This is a genomic window from Cupriavidus lacunae (assembly GCF_003353055.1).
In the GTDB taxonomy this organism is placed as follows: domain Bacteria; phylum Pseudomonadota; class Gammaproteobacteria; order Burkholderiales; family Burkholderiaceae; genus Cupriavidus; species Cupriavidus lacunae.
The window spans coordinates 1-16,953 of record NZ_QKWJ01000122.1 but is presented as its reverse complement, the minus strand read 5'-3'; the positions used below and the strand labels follow the sequence as shown (position 1 = coordinate 16,953).

Here is a 16,953-nt window from a genome sequence, read left to right as displayed (position 1 = left end):
GGAGTCATCGTCGGTCTCTACCTCGATACGGCGGCCGTTGTGGCTGTAGTGGTACCAGTACAGCAGCATCGAGCCGAGGCTGGCCATCAGGCGGTCGGCGATATCGCGCGCGCCCGGGGTGTTATGGTCTTCCTTCTCCGGCAGCACGGTGCCCAGCACCGACACGCCGGTGCGCATCACGTCCATCGGGTGGGCGCTGGCGGGAACCCATTCCAGCGCGGCCTTGACGTTGGCGGGCAGGCCGCGCAGGCTCTTGAGCTTGGCCTTGTAGGCGGCCAGTTCGGATTTGGTCGGCAGCTTGCCGTGCACCAGCAGGTGGGCGATTTCCTCGAACTCGCAGGTCTCGGCGATGTCGAGGATGTCGTAGCCGCGGTAGTGCAGGTCATTGCCGGTGCGGCCGACGGTGCACAGCGCGGTGTTGCCGGCGGTCACGCCCGACAGGGCGACGGATTTCTTGGGCTTGGGAGTGACGAGCGGTTGCGCTTCGGACATCTGGGTCTCCTTTGTGTGATGCCTGGTATTGCCTGTCTGTGGTCGTGCAAGCGGCCGGGACATAGCCCGGCCGCGCGTGAGTCTTGCTTACTTGCCCTTGCCTTGTGCGAAGAGCGCGTCAAGCTTCTGCTCGAAGGCATGGTAGCCGATGCTCTCGTAGAGCTCGGCGCGGGTCTGCATGGTATCGACCACGTTTTTCTGTGAGCCGTCGCGGCGGATGGCCGCGTAGACGTTTTCCGCCGCCTTGTTCATCGCGCGGAAGGCCGACAGCGGGTACAGCACCATCGACACGCCGGCGCCGCCCAGTTCGTCGGTGGTGAACAGCGGGGTGGAGCCGAATTCGGTGATATTGGCCAGCACCGGCACCTTCACCGCATCGACGAACTTGCGGTACATGGCCAGGTCGGTCATGGCTTCCGGGAAGATGGCGTCGGCGCCGGCTTCCACGCACGCCACGGCGCGCTCGATGGCCTTGTCCAGGCCTTCAACGGCGAGCGCGTCGGTGCGGGCCATGATGACGAAGTTCTCATCGGTGCGGGCATCGACGGCGGCCTTGATGCGGTCGACCATTTCACCCTGGGTGACGATTTCCTTGTTGGGACGGTGGCCGCAGCGCTTGGCGCCGACCTGGTCCTCGATATGCATGGCGGCCGCGCCAAACTTGATCAGCGACTTGGTGGTGCGGGCCACGTTGAAGGCCGAGGCGCCGAAGCCGGTGTCGACGTCCACCAGCAGCGGCGTGTCGCACACGTCGGTAATGCGGCGGACATCGGTCAGCACGTCGTCCAGGTTCGAGATACCCAGGTCCGGCAGTCCCAGCGAGCCGGCCGCAACGCCGCCGCCCGACAGGTAGATGGCCCGGTAGCCGGCGCGCTTGGCCAGCAGGGCGTGGTTGGCGTTGATGGTGCCGACCACCTGCAGCGGATGCTCGTCGGCAAGCGCCTGGCGGAAACGGGCGCCAGCGGAGCGCGCGAGGTCGGAAGCGGAGTAGGTCATGGCGTATGCGTTGGTGAACAGGACGGGTCCAATACTGCAAGGGATGTGCCAAGCCCATGGGCGGGTACCCGGAAAATCCGCCAGCCCTTGTCAGCACAGGGTTGGCGGGCAAGGCGACTAGGCTTGCCGCCCATTTCAAGTCATGTTTTCAGCACAATTGAATTTCAAAATCACAAGTTTGGAATTCAAAGTTGAAATCATGAGCCGCGTGGCGGACAATGTGCCAGCACTGTACGCCTGTTCGTCACGGGTTTCACCACGCTTTCTTTCTGCAATGCACCATGGCTCCTCCCGTTTCCACGCAAGCCCGCCCGCGCATCTGGGCCATCGGCATCAGCCGCCTGGCGCGCGCCTTCGCCGACCTGATCCCGGCCTATGCCGACCGGGCTGAATTCCGTATTGTCGGCAAAGGTTTCGAGGCCGCCGCCAGCGCCGTGGCGCGCGAGGCGCGCGAGGGCCGGCTCGACGTGGTGGTGGCGGGCGGCTCCAACGGCGCCTATCTGCGCCAGCACGTGGACGTGCCGGTGGTGCTGGTCAAGGTCACGGGCTTCGACGTGATGAGCGCGCTGGCCACCGCGCGGCGTATCTCGCCGCGGGTGGCGCTGGTCACGCATGCTTCGACCTATGCCGAGGTGGACGAATTCGTGCGCGCGTTTTCGCTGTCGGTCCCGGCCTATACCTACCTGACCGAGGACGATGCCGTGGCGCGCGTGAAGGCGCTCAAGCAGGAGGGCATCCAGGTCGTGGTCGGCCCCGGCCTGGTGACTGACCTGGCCGACCGTTATGGACTGACCGGCGTGTTCCTGTATTCCGGCAACTCGGTGCGCATGGCGCTGGAAGACGCGATCGAGGCTGCGCGCCTGCGTCGCATCGAGGCCACCCGGCGCGACTACGTCAACACCATCCTGGCGCATCTGAACGAGGGCGTGGCGGCGGTGGATGCCGAAGGGCGCATCCAGTCGTTCAATCCGGCGATGGAGCGCTTCCTCGGCACCTCGGCCACCGCCGCGGTCGGGCGCAAGCTGCAGACGCTGGCGCCCAACCTGGCGCTCGAAGGCGTGATGCAGAGTGGCGACAAGGAGCTGGAAGCGATCCACAAGCTCGGCGACAAGATGGTGGTGGTCAACCGCATTCCCATCATCGGCGAAGCCGGCACCGCCGGCGCGGTGCTGACCATCCAGGACGCCAGCGTGATCCAGCGCGTGGACCGCAACCTGCGCTCGCGCAGCCGCACGCGGCCGGCGGGCGTGCGCTACAGCCTGGACGACCTGGCGGGCACTTCCGCGGCGATGACGGAATTGCGCGAACTGGCGCGACGCTACGCGGCGGTCGACTCCACCGTGCTGATCGGCGGCGAGAGCGGCACCGGCAAGGAAGTGCTGGCGCAGGGCATGCACGACGCCAGCCCGCGCCGCGCCTTCCCGTTCGTGGCGGTCAATTGCGCGGCGTTTCCCGAGGCATTGCTGGAGAGCGAGCTGTTCGGCTATGAGGAGGGCGCCTTCACCGGCGCGCGCCGTGGCGGCAAGGCCGGCCTGTTCGAATCGGCCCATAACGGCACGCTGTTCCTCGACGAGGTGGGCGACATGCCGTCCGCGCTGCAGACGCGCCTGCTGCGCGTGCTGCAGGAAAAGCAGGTGCTGCCGATCGGCGGGCTCGATGCCGTGCCGGTCAACGTGCGCGTGATCGCCGCCACCCATCGCGACCTGACGGCGATGGTGCGCGATGGCACGTTCCGGCAGGACCTGTACTACCGCCTCAACATCCTGCGCATCGAGATGCCGCCGTTGCGCGAGCGCGCCGAAGACCTGCCGGAACTGGCAGAGCTGCTGTACCGGCGCGCGCAGGAGCGCCTGGGCCTGGAGCGCCCGCAGCGCCTGCCCGCCGCCGCCCGCGCGCGATTAGGGCGCTACCGCTGGCCCGGCAATATCCGCGAACTGGAAAACGTGACCGAACGGATTGCGGTGCTGGTCGCGGGGCGCCGGCTGGAAAGTGATGCCCTGCAGCGAGAACTGCTGGCCGCGGCGCCTGAACTGTTTGGCGATGGCGCGCTGCCTGCGGCCGAGCGGGATGCAGAACCGGCCGCGCCTGCCGCACGCGCGCGCCGCTCGCTGGCGCGCGTGAAGCAATCCAGCGAAGTCGACCATATCCGGCGCGTGCTGGAGGAGTGCGGCGGCGACCGGACCGCCGCCTGCCATATCCTCGGCATCAGCCCGACCACGCTATGGCGGCGGCTTAAGGCGGCTTAAGGCTGCATGAGCCGCGCAAGCATCTAGCCGGGGCCGGCCCGACGGAAGGGAATCGGCTGCAGCCCCTTGCTTTCCAGCCAGGCTTCATTGAACAGCCGCCCCATATACAGGTCGCCGCGGTCGCACAGCAGCGTGACGATGGTGTGCCCCGGCCCCATCTCGCGCGCCAGCGCCACCGCGGCACCGACGTTGATGCCGGACGATCCGCCCAGGAACAACCCTTCTTCGCGCAGCAGGCGGTAGACCATGTCCACGCAGGTCTGGTCGTCGATGCGGACCGCGTCGTCGATGGGCGTGTCCTGCAGGTTCGCGGTGACCCGGCTGGAGCCGATGCCTTCGGTGATCGAACTGCCTTCTGTCTTGACCTCGCGGTGCTTGACGAAGTGGTACAGGCCGCTGCCGTGCGGGTCGGCCAGCACGATGCGCACACCCGGCTTGTGTTCCTTCAGGCAGCGCGCAATGCCCGCCAGCGAGCCGCCGGTGCCGGTGGAGCAGGTGAAGGCATCGATGTGCCCGGCGGTGGCGTGCCAGATCTCGGGGCCGGTGGTCTCGTAATGGGCCTGGCGGTTGGCCAGGTTGTCGAACTGGTTGGCCCAGATCGCGTTATCGGTCTCCTCGGCCAGCCGGCCGGCGATCTTCTGGTAGTTGTCGGGGTCGGCGTAGGGCTTGGCAGGCACCGCGCGCACCTCGGCGCCGAGCATGCGCAGCCGTTCCATCTTCTCCGGCGACTGCGTGTCCGGGATCACCACGATGCAGCGGTAGCCGCGCGCCGCGCACAGGTGGGCCAGGCCGATGCCGGTGTTGCCGGCGGTGCCCTCGATCACCGTGCCGCCTGGTTTCAGCAGCCCGCGCCGCTCGGCATCGCGGATGATGTATAGCGCCGCGCGGTCCTTGACCGAGCCGCCCGGATTGAGGAATTCCGCCTTGCCGTAGATGTCGCAGCCGGTTTCGGCGCTCAGGCCAGCCAGCCGGATCAGCGGCGTGTGGCCGATGGTGCCGGCAAATCCATCCCTGACTTCCATGATGCACTCCTGCCGCGCCCGCAGCGGGCGTCACATTGAGTGATAGATGGGTAGGGCGGGAATGACAAGCCGCGAGGGGGCGGGGGCGGGGCGGAAGGGCGCCGGAAGTGACCGGCATGGCGCCCCGGGGATCAGGCTGCGTTGAGCCAGCGGAAGCTGAAGTCGCCCTCGACGAAGTCCGCGCGCGAGGCGTGGAAGTCGCGCATATAAGGCCGGTTCAGGTGGGATTCGAGTGCGCGCTTGGAGTCCCAGACCATGTAGATCACAAAGACCCGCGCATCCTCCGCGTCTTGCCCGACGTGGTAGTCCAGGCAGCCGGGCTCCGTTAGCCCGCGTGAGCGCAGCGCGGTGAGCTGGGATACCAGCGCCTCGCGGCGATGGGTCTTGGCACGGGCGATGCCGACTAGCGTGTACGTTCCGGACATGGGTGAACGGGGGCGACTGGCTGGCGTCTTGTGAGCACTGGGCAGGCCATTGTAGCGGCGCCGATGCCCCCGCCGGAAATGCCCGACGGCGCCGTCCGGGCATTCGGCCGGCGCTTGACAAGGGCGGGCGGCCCGGCTCCTTCCCCTCCAATGGCGCCTCAAGTTATGCCGGCGGCTGCCGATATCAGGGGCGAACACAAGAAATCCATCATCCGAGGGGTTAACGCATGTTGAGACGCATTCGGTCGGAGCAACTGCAGGTCGGGATGTTCGTCGCCAGGCTGGGCGGCCCGTGGATCAACCATCCGTTCTGGCGTGCCCGGTTCCTGGTCGCCAATGAGGACCAGGTTCGGCAAATACTATCGGCAGGGGTGCAGGAGGTCTGGATCGACATCCTTAAGGGTCGCAATGTGCCAGCACAGGAAATGCCGGAAATCCCCGGATCCGTCCCGACGCCGGACCCCATGGAGGCCACCACCGCGCCGCAATGCACCGCCACGCTCGAAGCCGAAATCGTGCGCGCCCGCGAGCTGCTGCAGTCCGGCAAGGCCGTGATCGGCTCGATGTTCGCCGATATCCGCATGGGCCGCGCGCTGGAGGTCAGCGGCGCGCTGCTGCTGGTCGACGCCGCCTCGCGCTCGCTGTTGCGCCATGGGCAGGCGCTGCTGGCGCTGGCGCGGCTCAAGGCGCGCGGCGACGACAACTACCTGCACGCCTTTGCCGTCTGCGCGCTGATGATCGCCGTTGGCCGCACGCTGGGCCTGCCCGACGATGAGGTGGGCGAACTCGGCCTGGCCGGCCTGGTCCACGACATCGGCAAGCTGACGCTGCCGGAAGCCATCGTGCGCAGGGCCAGCGAACGCACGCCCGAGGAAGAGGAGATCTACCGCCGCCACCCGTCGGCCGGCTACCGTATCCTGAACGAGGCCCGGCTCTATTCCAATATTCCGCTCGATGTCTGCGTCCACCACCACGAACGCGTGGACGGGCGCGGCTTCCCCTATGGGCTGGTGGGGCGCGAGCTGAGCGTGCATGCCAAGATTGCCGCGATCTGCGATGCCTATGACGCGCTGACCTCCAGCCGCCCGGGGCACGAGCCGTGGTCGCCGGCGCGCGCCATGGAGTACATGGCGGTGCGCGTCGACACGCTGTTCGACCGGCGCGTGTTCAAGGCCTTCTCCCGCACCGTGGGCATCTACCCGCTTGGCACGGTGCTGCGGCTGCGCTCCAACCGGCTGGCGGTGGTCTGCGCGCAGAACGACGCCGACCCGCTGCGGCCGAAGGTGATGGCGTTCTACTCCGTCTCGCAGTCCAGGCCCGTCCCCACCGAACTGATCGACCTGCGCCACAGCGACGAAACCGTGGTGGCATTCGAGAGTGCGGCCGAGTGGGGGTATACGGATGAGCAGCTGATGGAAATGTATGCGCCGCAAGCCTGATCCGATCTGAAATTTCCTATCTTCATTCCACGTTTTAAGGCTTCCCTTATATGTTCCGTTTCGGCCTCATGACAATATCGCCGAACTTTGATTGAGGGGATAGGCAGAAAACGTCAGCTTTCTGTCCGGCATTCCGTTGATGGGGAACCAGGCTGGAAGGCCGCCCCAATGGCGGGCAGCCTTCTGTCATACCAGGCTCGGCGCGCATAAAAAATCGGGCGCCGTCTGGAATTAATCGCTTAAAAAAATAATTGTCGTGTCGCATTGCGGCGCGCGTACGAGTTCGTCTGCATTTTTGTCAATCGGGAATGAACCGGAATGGCGGGTATGGGGTGCCGCCGTCCGGATAAATGAAAAGGAGCTGGCAATGGGGGTAAGACTTTGGTCAGGCTGCGGGGCGTCGGGCGAACGCCGCACGAGGAAGTGGATGTCGGGGGCATTGGGTGCATTGCTATGGGCGGTGCTTGCGCCCTCCATGGCGCATGCCGCGTGCACGCTCGGCAGTGGCGGGGAGTATCGCGCTACCGTGACCCTGCCGGGGAACGTGAGCATTCCACGCGATGCCGTGGTCGGTTCGGTCATTGCATCCGGGACGTTTAATTACGCGTTCAATCAACAGTCACCGGTCGGCGTGTATTGCTCGGGCTCGGCCACCGCTGACTACCTTAGTGGCTCGGGCGCGACGTCGTCCAATGGGGTGATACCTACCGGCATCGCGGGGATTGGCTACAAGGTCACGGCTGCAAGCTATGTTCTGAATACCGGCAGTGTCACCATCCCGACCTTCGACAATCCCGCAAACTGCAACAACCCGCCCAGCGGCAAGTGCTACGTCTATCTGGGCGCGCCGGTTCTGCTGCAACTGGTCAAGACCGGTGACATCGGGGCCAACGCGCAGGTTCCCCGCGGAGTCGTCATGACGCAGACGATCGGCGGGATCGAGGGCTCGGCCCTGACGCTTGCCAATGCCGTCACAGTAGTTCCGACCACATGCACCGTGGTGCAGCGCGACATCGCGGTTACCTTGCCGTCGATCAAGGCCAGCACCCTGGCCCAGGTCGGGGCGGTATCGCCGGCGACGGCATTTGACCTGTCGGTGAACTGCAGTGGTGTCACATCCACGCTCGCCGTGACCTTTACCGATGGCAACAACGCGGGCAACCGGTCCAGCGCGCTTGAACTGACGAGTGCGTCGACGGCGTCGGGGGTCGGCGTCCAGATCCTGTGGAGTGGCAATCCCGTGAGCTATGGCCCGGATTCGTCGGTGGCCGGGAACGTCAACCAGGTGACGATCGGCGCCGTCAGCAACACCGTCTACAAGGCCCCGGTGTCGGCGCGATACGTGCGCATTGCCAGCGCGATGAACCCGGGCGCCGTGTTTGCCGCGGCTACGTTCACCATGTCCTATCAATGACGCACTGGCCGCTGTCGGGCCTGGCGTCGCAACGCGCAGTTGTAGTGGGCTCCGCCGTTGGAGCAGCGTCTTTATGACGTGTTTTTGTCTTAACTGGAGAAGTAAATGCAGAAGATTGATCGTGAAGCCCTCGTCCAGTCGCAGGTGGCTGGCGGATGCTGCAAGAAATGTTGCACCACCTCGGCCAGCAAGACGTCGGCCAAGCCCGGCGGCGATGGCGGCCAGGTGGCTCCGCCGCCAACGAAGAAGGCGTAACGATTGAGTGGATCGGCCATGCCTGCGCAGGCGATGGCCGACATGAGCCGGTGTGCGGGGCCTTGAAACGGGCCTCGCGCACCGGCGCAGCGTTGTGGTACCAGCAGCAAGGAAATACAGTTTGGAAGCGGTCAATCTGCCAAATTTCAGGGATGTGCGGTGGCGCTGGATCGCGTATTGCACCTCGGCCGTCGTCATCAGCGCGGGATGCCTGGCATTCTTTTGTGAAATCGAGATCAAGCGGGATGTGCCGTGCGAAGTGGTGTCAGCCAGCGATACCAAGTTTGAAGGACTGGAAGGGCTGGTGGCGGCAGTCTACGTAAAGCCCGCGCAACACGTGCGCCAGGGCGAACCGCTTTTCCAGCTGGTGCGTGACCTGTCCCTGTCCAGCGATGGACGCCAGCGCGCCGTATTCGACGAACAGATGCGCGACGCCCAGATCGCCGAGGCCGAGCGCCAGTTCCGCCAGCGCGCCGAGGCCCTGGAAGCCCGTGCCGCAGCCGTGCGCCGCACCGAAGCAGAGCGTGGCGGGGCGCTCGGCGGCCAGGCCGCCATCCTGGCGATGCCGTACTTCGGCAGCCTGGTGCTCGACTACGTGGTCACGGCGGATAACAGGAATCTGCTGCATGTCCTCACGCTGACCTTCGCCAGCATCCTCGCCATTGGTGCATTCAGCAAGTTCGTGCAGTCCTACCTGTCCGAGCTGGTGGCGGCCCTGGTCAATGTGAACATGACCGAGGGGCTGGTGGGCCAGCTGCTGCGCAACCCCATCTCCTATTTCGAGAAGCGCAATGTCGGCGATATCTTCTCGCGCATCAAGTCGCAGGAGGAGATCAACCGCTATGCCGCGCACACTGCGATATCGCTGCGCATCGACCTGGCGGTGGGCGTGCTTGCCGTCTTGCTGATGCTGGTGCAGAGCCCTTTGCTGACCGGAATCGCCCTGGGGATCTTTGTTCTCTACCTGGGTGTTTCGTTTGCACTCTATGCACCGATGCGCGACGCCCACATGCTGGTGCTGGAGCAATCTGCGAGGTGCGACGACACCTTGATCGAGACCATCCGGGCCGCCTCGCTGATCAAGTTGTCATCCGGGGAAACGCGCCGGACGGCGGCCTATATGGCGCAGTTCAGGGCCTGCGCGGCGGCTTCGCTGCGCAGCGCAAAGCTGGCCGCCGTCCGCGATGCGGTGCTGAAGTCCGTCGAATACGCGGACGTGATCGCCGTGACCTGGCTGGCGGCCGGCCTGATGCTGGACGGCAAGGTCTCGATGGGCGTGTTCTATTCGTTCATGATCTACAAGTCGCTGGCTTCGGAACGCCTGGCGTCCGTCATCAATGCGGCCTTCGGTCGCTTCATGCTGAACGTGCCGGTTGCGCGCGTTGCCGATATCGTCGACAGCGAACCGGAGCGCTACGCGCCGATGGGCGAGCGGAATCGCGCGGTGGAGGTGGCCCGGTTCGAGACGATCGCGGTGCGTGACGTGACCTTCAGCTATGGCGTGTCCGACCGCGACGTGCTGCGCAATGTGGCCCTCGATATCCGCCGTGGCGACAAGATCGCAATTGTCGGGCCTTCCGGCAGCGGAAAATCGACGCTGTTCAAGCTGCTGGCGGCCGCGGAGCCCTTGCAGCAGGGATCGATCAGCCTGAACGGCATTCACTGGCCGAATCTCACGGTGGACGAAATCCGGCGCCATGTCACGCAAATGCGGCAGGGCGACATCATCCTGCACGGATCGATCGCGGACAACGTGTCCTTGTTCGAGGCGAATGCCGATCACGATCGCATCCAGAAGATCCTCGGCGAGGTTGGCCTGCTTGACGATGTGATGCGGCTGCCGATGCGCACGCGCACAATCATCAGCGACTCGATCGCCAGTATCTCCGCCGGACAGCGGCAGCGCCTGATCCTGGCGCGCACGCTGTACCAGCCGGCCGAACTGCTGTTGCTGGATGAGCCGACGTCGAACCTGGATCCGGTATCGGTGGCGCGGATCGGAGCGCTGCTGCAGCGGCTTGGCCGCACGGTGGTGACGATTACCCACGATATGTCGCTGGCGGCGACATTCGATCGCTGGTACGAACTGATTGACGGCAGGCTGGTGCCGCGCGGGCAACTGGCTGGCGCGGGCGCGGTTCAGGGCGAAACATGCGCATGAAACGCTTCTGGATCGCCACGATGCTCGCGGTGGGCGCAAACTGTGCCGCGCCCACCGTGCGCGCCGCCGACCTGGCCACGGTCATGGCCGAGGCCATCGCGTACGACGCCGGCTACGCCGCGGCACGTGCCGCGGCGGAGATCGGGCGCGAGGCGGTGCCCCGCGCGCGCGCCGCGCTGCTGCCGCGCATCGATGCGGGCTGGGGCCGCGCCTACAACCAGGTCGAGACCGAGGATTTTCCGGCGGTGCGCTATTGGCAGAACGGATGGTCTGTGGGCCTGACGCAGCCCGTGTTCGACTGGGGGCGCTGGATGGCGTACCGCCAGGCAAGCCTGGCCGAGGCACGCGCCGAAGTGGAACTGGCCCGGTTCCGGCAGGACTTGCTGTTGCGGGTGTCGCGCGCCTATTTCGGCTATCTCGCGGCGGACGATGAAGCCGCGCGCGCGACCGGCTATCTCAAGGCTGTTACGGAACAACGCACCTTGATCGAACGGCGGCGCGCTGGCGGCGAGGCAACCGTGGTCGATGCACGCGAAGCGCAGGCCCAGGTCATTGCCGCGCAGCTGATGCAGGCGAACGCGCGCACTGCGCAGCAGGCCAGCCGCCGGGCGATCGAGACGCTGATCGGGCGCCCGTTCGTGGCGTGCTCGCGCCTGCCGGCCGTGATTGCGCCCATGCGGCGCGCGCCGGATGCTGACGAGCGCTGGATTGATCGTGCCGGGACGAAGAGCTATCCGGTGCAACTCGCCGAGATCGAGGTGTCGAATGCGCAGTACGAGACCCGTAAGGTGCGTGCGCAGCAGTATCCCGTGGTGGCGGTCACGGGCAGCCATTCACCGGCGGGCTCGGCATCGGGCTATGCGCGGCCGACGACCACCACGACTGCCATGCTGACCGTGACCCTGCCGGTCTTCGCGGGCGGTGAAATGCAGGCCAGCCTGAGGGCAGCCTTGGCCAGCGAGGACAAATTCAACAGTGCGCTGCACAGCGCCGCCCGACAGGCCAGCGCCGACGCGAGGGAATCGTTGCGCAAGCTGCATTGGGCGGGCGAGCAGCATGCGCTGCTGGGCCAGCTCGTGCAATCGCGCGAGGACACGCTGGCGGCGACCCGGATCGGCTATACGGCCGGCAGCAGGGCAAACCTGGACGTGCTGCGCGCGCTCGATGCCCTCTACCTGGCTCGCCAGGAGCAATTGCGTGCCAGCTACGACATGCTGCTGGCGTTCCTGCAACTCAAGGCCGATGTGGCAGCGCTGAGCTTCGATGACATCGCGCATGTCGACAACCTGCTGGTGAACCGTGATCCATCCAATAGTGAATGCAACGCGTCGGAGCGCTGACGGCATGGCCGCGATGATCGGTAGCCTGCCCCGGCGCTGGATGGATGCGCTGCTGTTGCGCCTGTCGCCGCGCACCCTCGATCGGCTTGCCAGGGCTGCCTGGGGCGCGAGAAGCCTGTTCGACGCGCGCGCAAGGTGGGAAGGGATAGCGCGCTATGAATGGGGGCGGGACCACGCCTGCCTGCGGCGCGCGGATGCGTGGCGCTCCATGGCGGGGGCGGCGGCGGAACGCATGATTGACCGGCGCCTGCTTGCCGCAAGGGCCGCGGGGCGCGATGTCCGCTTGCCGGACCTGGACCTCGCCGCGCGCGCGCTCGCGCAGCGGATCGAGCGCATCTGGCAAGCCGAGCCGGAACGCCCGGTGATCGTGTCGCCATTTCACTTTGTCTCGCAGTACGCCAACGTCTACGTGGTGGATGCGGTGAGCGCGGCATTGCGCCTGCCCGCGATCTCGATTGTGTCGGGGATACGGCGTGAGGCCTACGGAGGCGAGGAGGCGACGCTCATCGCCGGCTTGCGCGTGCAGCACACCTATGACGAGACCGGCCGCAACAGTCTCGGGCTGCGGATCGCCCGCGCGCTCAGGCGCGATCGCGTGGCGGTGATCTTCGCGGACGTGCCGCCTTACCTGATGCAGAGGTACCCGATGGAGACGGTCGGCGTCACCATACTGGAACGTCCGGCGCGCATCCACAGCGGGGTGTTCCGGATCGGCGCGCCGCAGGATGCGTTGCTGCTGCCGTTCTACCTGCGCTTTGCCAACGGGCGCTTCAGCCTGGTCGACCTCGATGCCATCGAACTGGCAGGCGCCGATGCGCCACAGCGCGTCGCGGACGATATCAGCCGTGCGATCCGGGACGATTATCCGAATTGGATCCTGGCCGGGCATCCGTCCCAGTATGGGTTCGCGCCGCTCAGATGATGGCCTGAGACCTGCCTAAGCCGCCCCGACCACCGGGGCCGCATCCCGCAACCGCTCGGACAGGAAGTCGTTGAACGCACGCACCCGCGCGCTATGCCTGAGATCCGGGTGCGTCAGCACCCACAGGTCCGTGTCCATGCCGCCGTCCACCGGCGCCAGCCGCACCAGGTCCGGGTCGCTGCCGGCCAGCAGGCACAGCAGCATGCCGGCCCCCATGCCATGGCGCACGGCATCGGCCATCGCCACCAGGCTGTCGGCGCTGACGGCGCGACGATGCTCCGGCACGTGGTCGCGTATCCAGCGGGCCTGAGCCAGGTGCGACAGCGCATCGTCCGGCACGACCCAGTCATAGGCCGACCAGTCCGCCAGCCGGGGGCTGTCCGGTTCTGGCGGCAGGCCGAGTTGCTCCAGGTACTGTCGCGCAGCGTACGGTGCCGTCTGCAGCCGACCGATACGCCGGCCAACCAGGTATTCCGGCGGCGCATTCGCCGGCCGGATCGCCACATCGGCCTCGCGCCGGCTCAGGCTCAGGAAGCTGTTGTTGATGACGATCTGCAGCTGGATGCGCGGGTGCATGGCGCGGAACGCCGCGAACAGCGGCATCAGCAAGCCGCCCAGCAGGGTGTCGGTGGTGGTCACGCGCAACGGGCCGCTGAGCTGGCTGTCGAGCCCGGACAGCTGGCGCTGGGCCGCATCGATCTGCTCGCCGACGCCGGCCAGCCGGTGGGCCAGGGCCTCGCCGGCGGCGGTCATGGCGTAGCCGGTGGCATGGCGTTCGAAGAGCAGGGTGCCCAGGGTTTCTTCCAGCCGCGCCAGCCGGCGCAGGACGGTGGAATGGTTGACGTGCAGGGCGCGAGCGGCGCCGGCAAGCGAGCCGGACTGGCCTACGGCAAGGAAGTACTTCAGGTCGTCCCAGTCTGCTTCCTGCATGTTTGCATAGCCTCTTTGCAGAATTCGCCAGTTTTCGTGCTGATCCGCACAGCCTACAGTGGCGTGGCGTGGCGTGCCCGGCAATGGGTGTCGGGCGGCAGACCTGGATGAAAGACATGGCGATGGCGTGGTTGCTGCTGGTGCTGGCGGGCCTGATCGAGATCGTGATGGCGCTGGCGCTCAAACATACCGACGGCTGGACGCGGCCCGGACCAACGGCGCTGGGCATCGGGGCGGCGCTGGCCAGCATCTTCCTGCTCAGCGCCGCGTTGCGGCACCTGCCGATCGGGACGGCTTACGCGATCTGGACCGGGATCGGGGCGATCGGGGTGACGGTGATCGGCATCCTGTTCCTGGGCGAGAGTGCTGCACCGATGCGGCTGCTGCTGATCGGGCTGATCTTCGTCGGGATCGGTGGGTTGAAGCTGCTGCCGGCGTAGGCGTCGGATGGGAGAAATCCGTGCCGGATGCAAGGGGTGACGGACACGTTCTGTACACTATCTGGCCAAGTCATTGGCTAAAGTCGTCCCCCCCATGAGTTTCGATGCCCTGCTGGAGTTGTTCGCGCAACGTATTCCCGCCCATCCATGGGCGCAGATCGCCCTGTACGTGCTGGCGCTGGTGCTGATCGCCGCGGTGGCGCAGTGGCTATTCGGCCATGTGATGTCACGCATCGCCCATCGCTTGCTGACGGTATGGGGCAAGGCGCCGTGGAGCACGGCGCTGACGCGCCATCGCGCCTATCGGCGCTTCGGCTATGCGGTCGGGTTCGCGGTGATCACCGTCGGCATTGGCGAGGTCCCGCACATGGGCCGCTATGCGCTGGCCATCGAGCGGATGGCACATGCCAGCCTGTGGATCTGCTTCTTCCTGATGCTGGGCGGCGTGCTGGGCGCCTGCCAGGACGTGTATGCCAGCAGCCGCCGGGCGCAGACGCGCTCGATCAAGGGCTATATCCAGGTGGGGCGGCTCGGGCTGGGGCTGGTGTGCGCGGTGCTGGTGCTGTCGATCCTGATCGACCGCTCGCCGCTGTGGATGCTGTCAGGCCTGGGCGCGCTGTCGGCGGTGCTGCTGCTGGTGTTCAAGGACACGCTGCTGTCGCTGGTGGCCAGCACGCAGCTGACCTCCAACGACATGCTGCGCATCGGCGACTGGATCGAGATGCCCCAGTGCAATGCCGACGGCTACGTCAAGGACATCGCCCTGCATACGGTCAAGGTGCAGAACTGGGACAACACCGTGACCACGGTGCCGACCTACAAGCTGTTTTCCGAGAGCTACCGCAACTACCGGCAGATGTTCGAATCCGGCGCACGGCGCATCAAGCGCACGCTGCGGCTGGATGCGGGCAGCGTGCGCTTCCTGGAGGACCAGGAGGTGCAATCGCTGATGCGCTTCCGGCTGCTGCACGACTACCTGGAGGAAAAGCAGGCCGAGGTCGACGAGGCCAACCGCCTGCTGAGCGCCGCGGGCAATGATCCGGTCAACCGGCGCCGGCTGACCAATATCGGCACCTTCCGCGCCTATGGCATTGCCTACCTGAAGGCGCATCCCGAAATCCACCACGACCTGCTGCTGAACGTGCGCATGATGGAGCCCGATTCGCAGGGCATCCCGGTGGAGATCTATTGCTTTACCGCGCTGACCGCATGGATGGACTATGAGCGCATCCAGGGCGACGTGTTCGACCACCTGCTGGCGATCCTGCCGGAGATGGGCCTGCGGCTGTACCAGGCGCCGTCAGGCGCGGACCTGAGCGGCGTGCGTGTCTCGCCGGTGCTGGCCGCCGCGCAGGTGGTGGCGGCGCAGGCCGCCGTCCAGCATGCTCCGGCCCACGGCGCCGCCGCGGGCAGCCATCCGATCTGATCTGCTGTTGACGCTCAGCCGACCGCGCGCGGGCGCACGCGGCTGGCGGCTTCCTTGGCGCGGGTGCGGGCGGTGTCGACATCGTCGGCATAGGCCAGCGCCACGCCCATGCGGCGCTTGACGAAGCTCTCCGGCTTGCCGAACAGGCGCACCTCGGTCTGCGGCACGCTCAGTGCCTGCTCCACGCCGTCGAAGACCACGCCCTGGGCATCCACGCCGCCGTAGATCACAGCGCTGGCGCCGGGGCTGCGCAGGCTGGTGTCGACCGGCAGGCCCAGGATGGCGCGGGCATGCAGCTCGAATTCGTTCTGCCATTGCGTGGCCATGGTGACCATGCCGGTGTCGTGCGGGCGCGGGCTGACTTCGCTGAACCAGACCTGCTCGCCCTTGACGAACAGCTCCACGCCGAACAGCCCCATGCCGCCCAGGTCGGCGGTGACCGCCTGCGCGATACGCTGGGCGGCCTGGAGCGCGGCGGGATGCATCGGCTGCGGCTGCCAGCTCTCGACGTAGTCGCCGCTGACCTGCACGTGGCCGATCGGCGCGCAGAACTGCGTCTCCACCTGGCCGCTGGCACCCATGGCGCGCACGGTCAGCAGCGTGATCTCGTAGTCGAAATCGATAAAGCCTTCCACGATCACGCGGCCGTGGCTGACACGGCCGCCGGCCATGGCGTAGTCCCACGCCGCCTTGACGCCCTCGGGGCCGTCGATCTTGCTCTGGCCCTTGCCGGAGCTGCTCATTACGGGCTTGACCACGCACGGGTAGCCGATGCCGCCGTCGATGGCAGCCTGCAGTTCTTCCAGTGAGTCGCAGAACTTATACGGGCTGGTCGGCAGGCCGAGCGATTCGGCAGCCAGGCGGCGGATGCCTTCGCGGTCCATGGTCAGGCGCGCGGCGCGGGCGGTGGGGATCACGCGCACGGTGCCGGCGGCTTCCAGCGTTTCCAGCATGGGCGTGGCGATGGCTTCGATCTCAGGCACGACCAAATGCGGCTTCTCCGCTTCGATCAGGGCCTTGAGCTGGTCCGGGTCGCTCATGGCGATGGTGCGCGCGTGGTGGGCCACCTGCTGGCCGGGCGCATTGTCATAGCGGTCGACGGCGATGGTCTCCACGCCCAGGCGCTGCAATGCGATCAGCACTTCCTTGCCCAGCTCGCCGGAGCCGAGCAGCATCACTTTGGTGGCAGAGGGGGAGAGGGGGGTTCCGAGGGTGGTCATGGGGGCGGGAGGTAGGGCGGGAAGGAAAAACGAGATTGTACGTGGTGGCGGGGGGGCTGGTGGGGGCTGTTTCGCCGGCGTGGCCGGCGGGGCTTCCTGCTCGTTGGCTTGGTTATGTAGATACTATGAAGGGCCGCGGAGGCAACTCCTGGAGTAAAACGAAGATTCGCACACTCTCGTTTTTCCAAAGGAGCACGCAAATGGACGCGCCTGACACAGCCCTTC

15 protein-coding genes are annotated in these 16,953 nt (G+C 66.4%); 9 read left to right on the top strand and 6 right to left on the bottom strand.

What is annotated here, in order from left to right; genetic code table 11:
- Both DN412_RS39590 and prpB read right to left on the bottom strand, forming a co-directional pair.
- Positions 1-492, bottom strand: a 492-nt coding sequence (locus DN412_RS39590; RefSeq protein WP_279635303.1) for a citrate/2-methylcitrate synthase, incomplete at its 3' end; no start/stop codon positions are given.
- An 87-nt stretch (positions 493-579) separates the two neighbouring features.
- Complete coding sequence (prpB, locus tag DN412_RS39585; protein ID WP_115216518.1) at positions 580-1,488, bottom strand: methylisocitrate lyase; 909 nt, start codon at positions 1,486-1,488, stop codon at positions 580-582.
- A 281-nt stretch (positions 1,489-1,769) separates the two neighbouring features.
- On the opposite strand from prpB, the gene prpR reads away from it, so the two are divergent.
- Positions 1,770-3,734, top strand: coding sequence for a propionate catabolism operon regulatory protein PrpR (gene prpR / locus DN412_RS39580; protein ID WP_115216517.1), 1,965 nt, complete (start codon positions 1,770-1,772; stop codon positions 3,732-3,734).
- A 23-nt stretch (positions 3,735-3,757) separates the two neighbouring features.
- Here prpR and DN412_RS39575 read toward each other — a convergent pair whose 3' ends face one another.
- Together DN412_RS39575 and DN412_RS39570 are read right to left on the bottom strand one after the other, a co-directional pair.
- Entirely contained in the window at positions 3,758-4,756 is a 999-nt protein-coding gene (locus tag DN412_RS39575) for a cysteine synthase A (RefSeq protein ID WP_115216516.1), read from the bottom strand.
- A 131-nt stretch (positions 4,757-4,887) separates the two neighbouring features.
- Complete coding sequence (locus DN412_RS39570) at positions 4,888-5,181, bottom strand: putative quinol monooxygenase (protein WP_115216515.1); 294 nt, start codon at positions 5,179-5,181, stop codon at positions 4,888-4,890.
- A 227-nt stretch (positions 5,182-5,408) separates the two neighbouring features.
- Here DN412_RS39570 and DN412_RS39565 point away from each other — a divergent pair, with 227 nt between their 5' ends.
- The 6 genes from DN412_RS39565 to DN412_RS39545 all read left to right on the top strand — a co-directional run bounded on the left by DN412_RS39565 (position 5,409) and on the right by DN412_RS39545 (position 12,712).
- On the top strand, positions 5,409-6,620 hold the full coding sequence (locus DN412_RS39565; RefSeq protein WP_115216514.1) for a cyclic di-GMP phosphodiesterase: 1,212 nt from the start codon (positions 5,409-5,411) through the stop codon (positions 6,618-6,620).
- A gap of 475 nt (positions 6,621-7,095) precedes the next feature.
- Positions 7,096-8,034 carry a fimbrial protein gene (locus DN412_RS39560; RefSeq protein ID WP_115216513.1) on the top strand — a complete coding sequence of 313 codons (939 nt, stop codon included), beginning with the start codon at positions 7,096-7,098 and terminating at the stop codon, positions 8,032-8,034.
- Between the two features lie 105 nt (positions 8,035-8,139).
- Positions 8,140-8,289, top strand: a complete 150-nt coding sequence (locus tag DN412_RS43650; protein WP_161564118.1) for a hypothetical protein — start codon at positions 8,140-8,142, stop codon at positions 8,287-8,289.
- Between the two features lie 121 nt (positions 8,290-8,410).
- A complete protein-coding gene (locus tag DN412_RS39555; RefSeq protein ID WP_244223050.1) occupies positions 8,411-10,450 on the top strand; it encodes a peptidase domain-containing ABC transporter in 2,040 nt (679 codons plus the stop codon).
- On the top strand, positions 10,447-11,790 hold the full coding sequence (locus DN412_RS39550) for a TolC family protein (RefSeq protein ID WP_161564117.1): 1,344 nt from the start codon (positions 10,447-10,449) through the stop codon (positions 11,788-11,790). The genes DN412_RS39555 and DN412_RS39550 overlap by 4 nt, the downstream gene beginning before the upstream one ends.
- A gap of 4 nt (positions 11,791-11,794) precedes the next feature.
- On the top strand, positions 11,795-12,712 hold the full coding sequence (locus tag DN412_RS39545) for a hypothetical protein (protein ID WP_244223049.1): 918 nt from the start codon (positions 11,795-11,797) through the stop codon (positions 12,710-12,712).
- Positions 12,713-12,727: 15 nt separating this feature from the next.
- Here the strand turns inward: DN412_RS39545 and DN412_RS39540 are convergent, their stop codons facing one another.
- A complete protein-coding gene (locus tag DN412_RS39540) occupies positions 12,728-13,642 on the bottom strand; it encodes a LysR family transcriptional regulator (RefSeq protein ID WP_115216511.1) in 915 nt (304 codons plus the stop codon).
- Positions 13,643-13,764: 122 nt separating this feature from the next.
- Here DN412_RS39540 and DN412_RS39535 point away from each other — a divergent pair, with 122 nt between their 5' ends.
- The gene (locus DN412_RS39535; protein ID WP_115216519.1) at positions 13,765-14,082 is read left to right on the top strand and encodes a DMT family transporter; all 318 of its coding nucleotides are present in this window, start codon (positions 13,765-13,767) and stop codon (positions 14,080-14,082) included.
- A 94-nt stretch (positions 14,083-14,176) separates the two neighbouring features.
- On the top strand, positions 14,177-15,508 hold the full coding sequence (locus DN412_RS39530) for a mechanosensitive ion channel family protein (protein WP_115216510.1): 1,332 nt from the start codon (positions 14,177-14,179) through the stop codon (positions 15,506-15,508).
- Positions 15,509-15,522: 14 nt separating this feature from the next.
- On the opposite strand, the gene purT is transcribed toward DN412_RS39530, so the two are convergent.
- Positions 15,523-16,728, bottom strand: a complete 1,206-nt coding sequence (gene purT / locus DN412_RS39525) for a formate-dependent phosphoribosylglycinamide formyltransferase (RefSeq protein ID WP_115216509.1) — start codon at positions 16,726-16,728, stop codon at positions 15,523-15,525.
- Between the last annotated feature and the right edge of the window lie 225 nt (positions 16,729-16,953).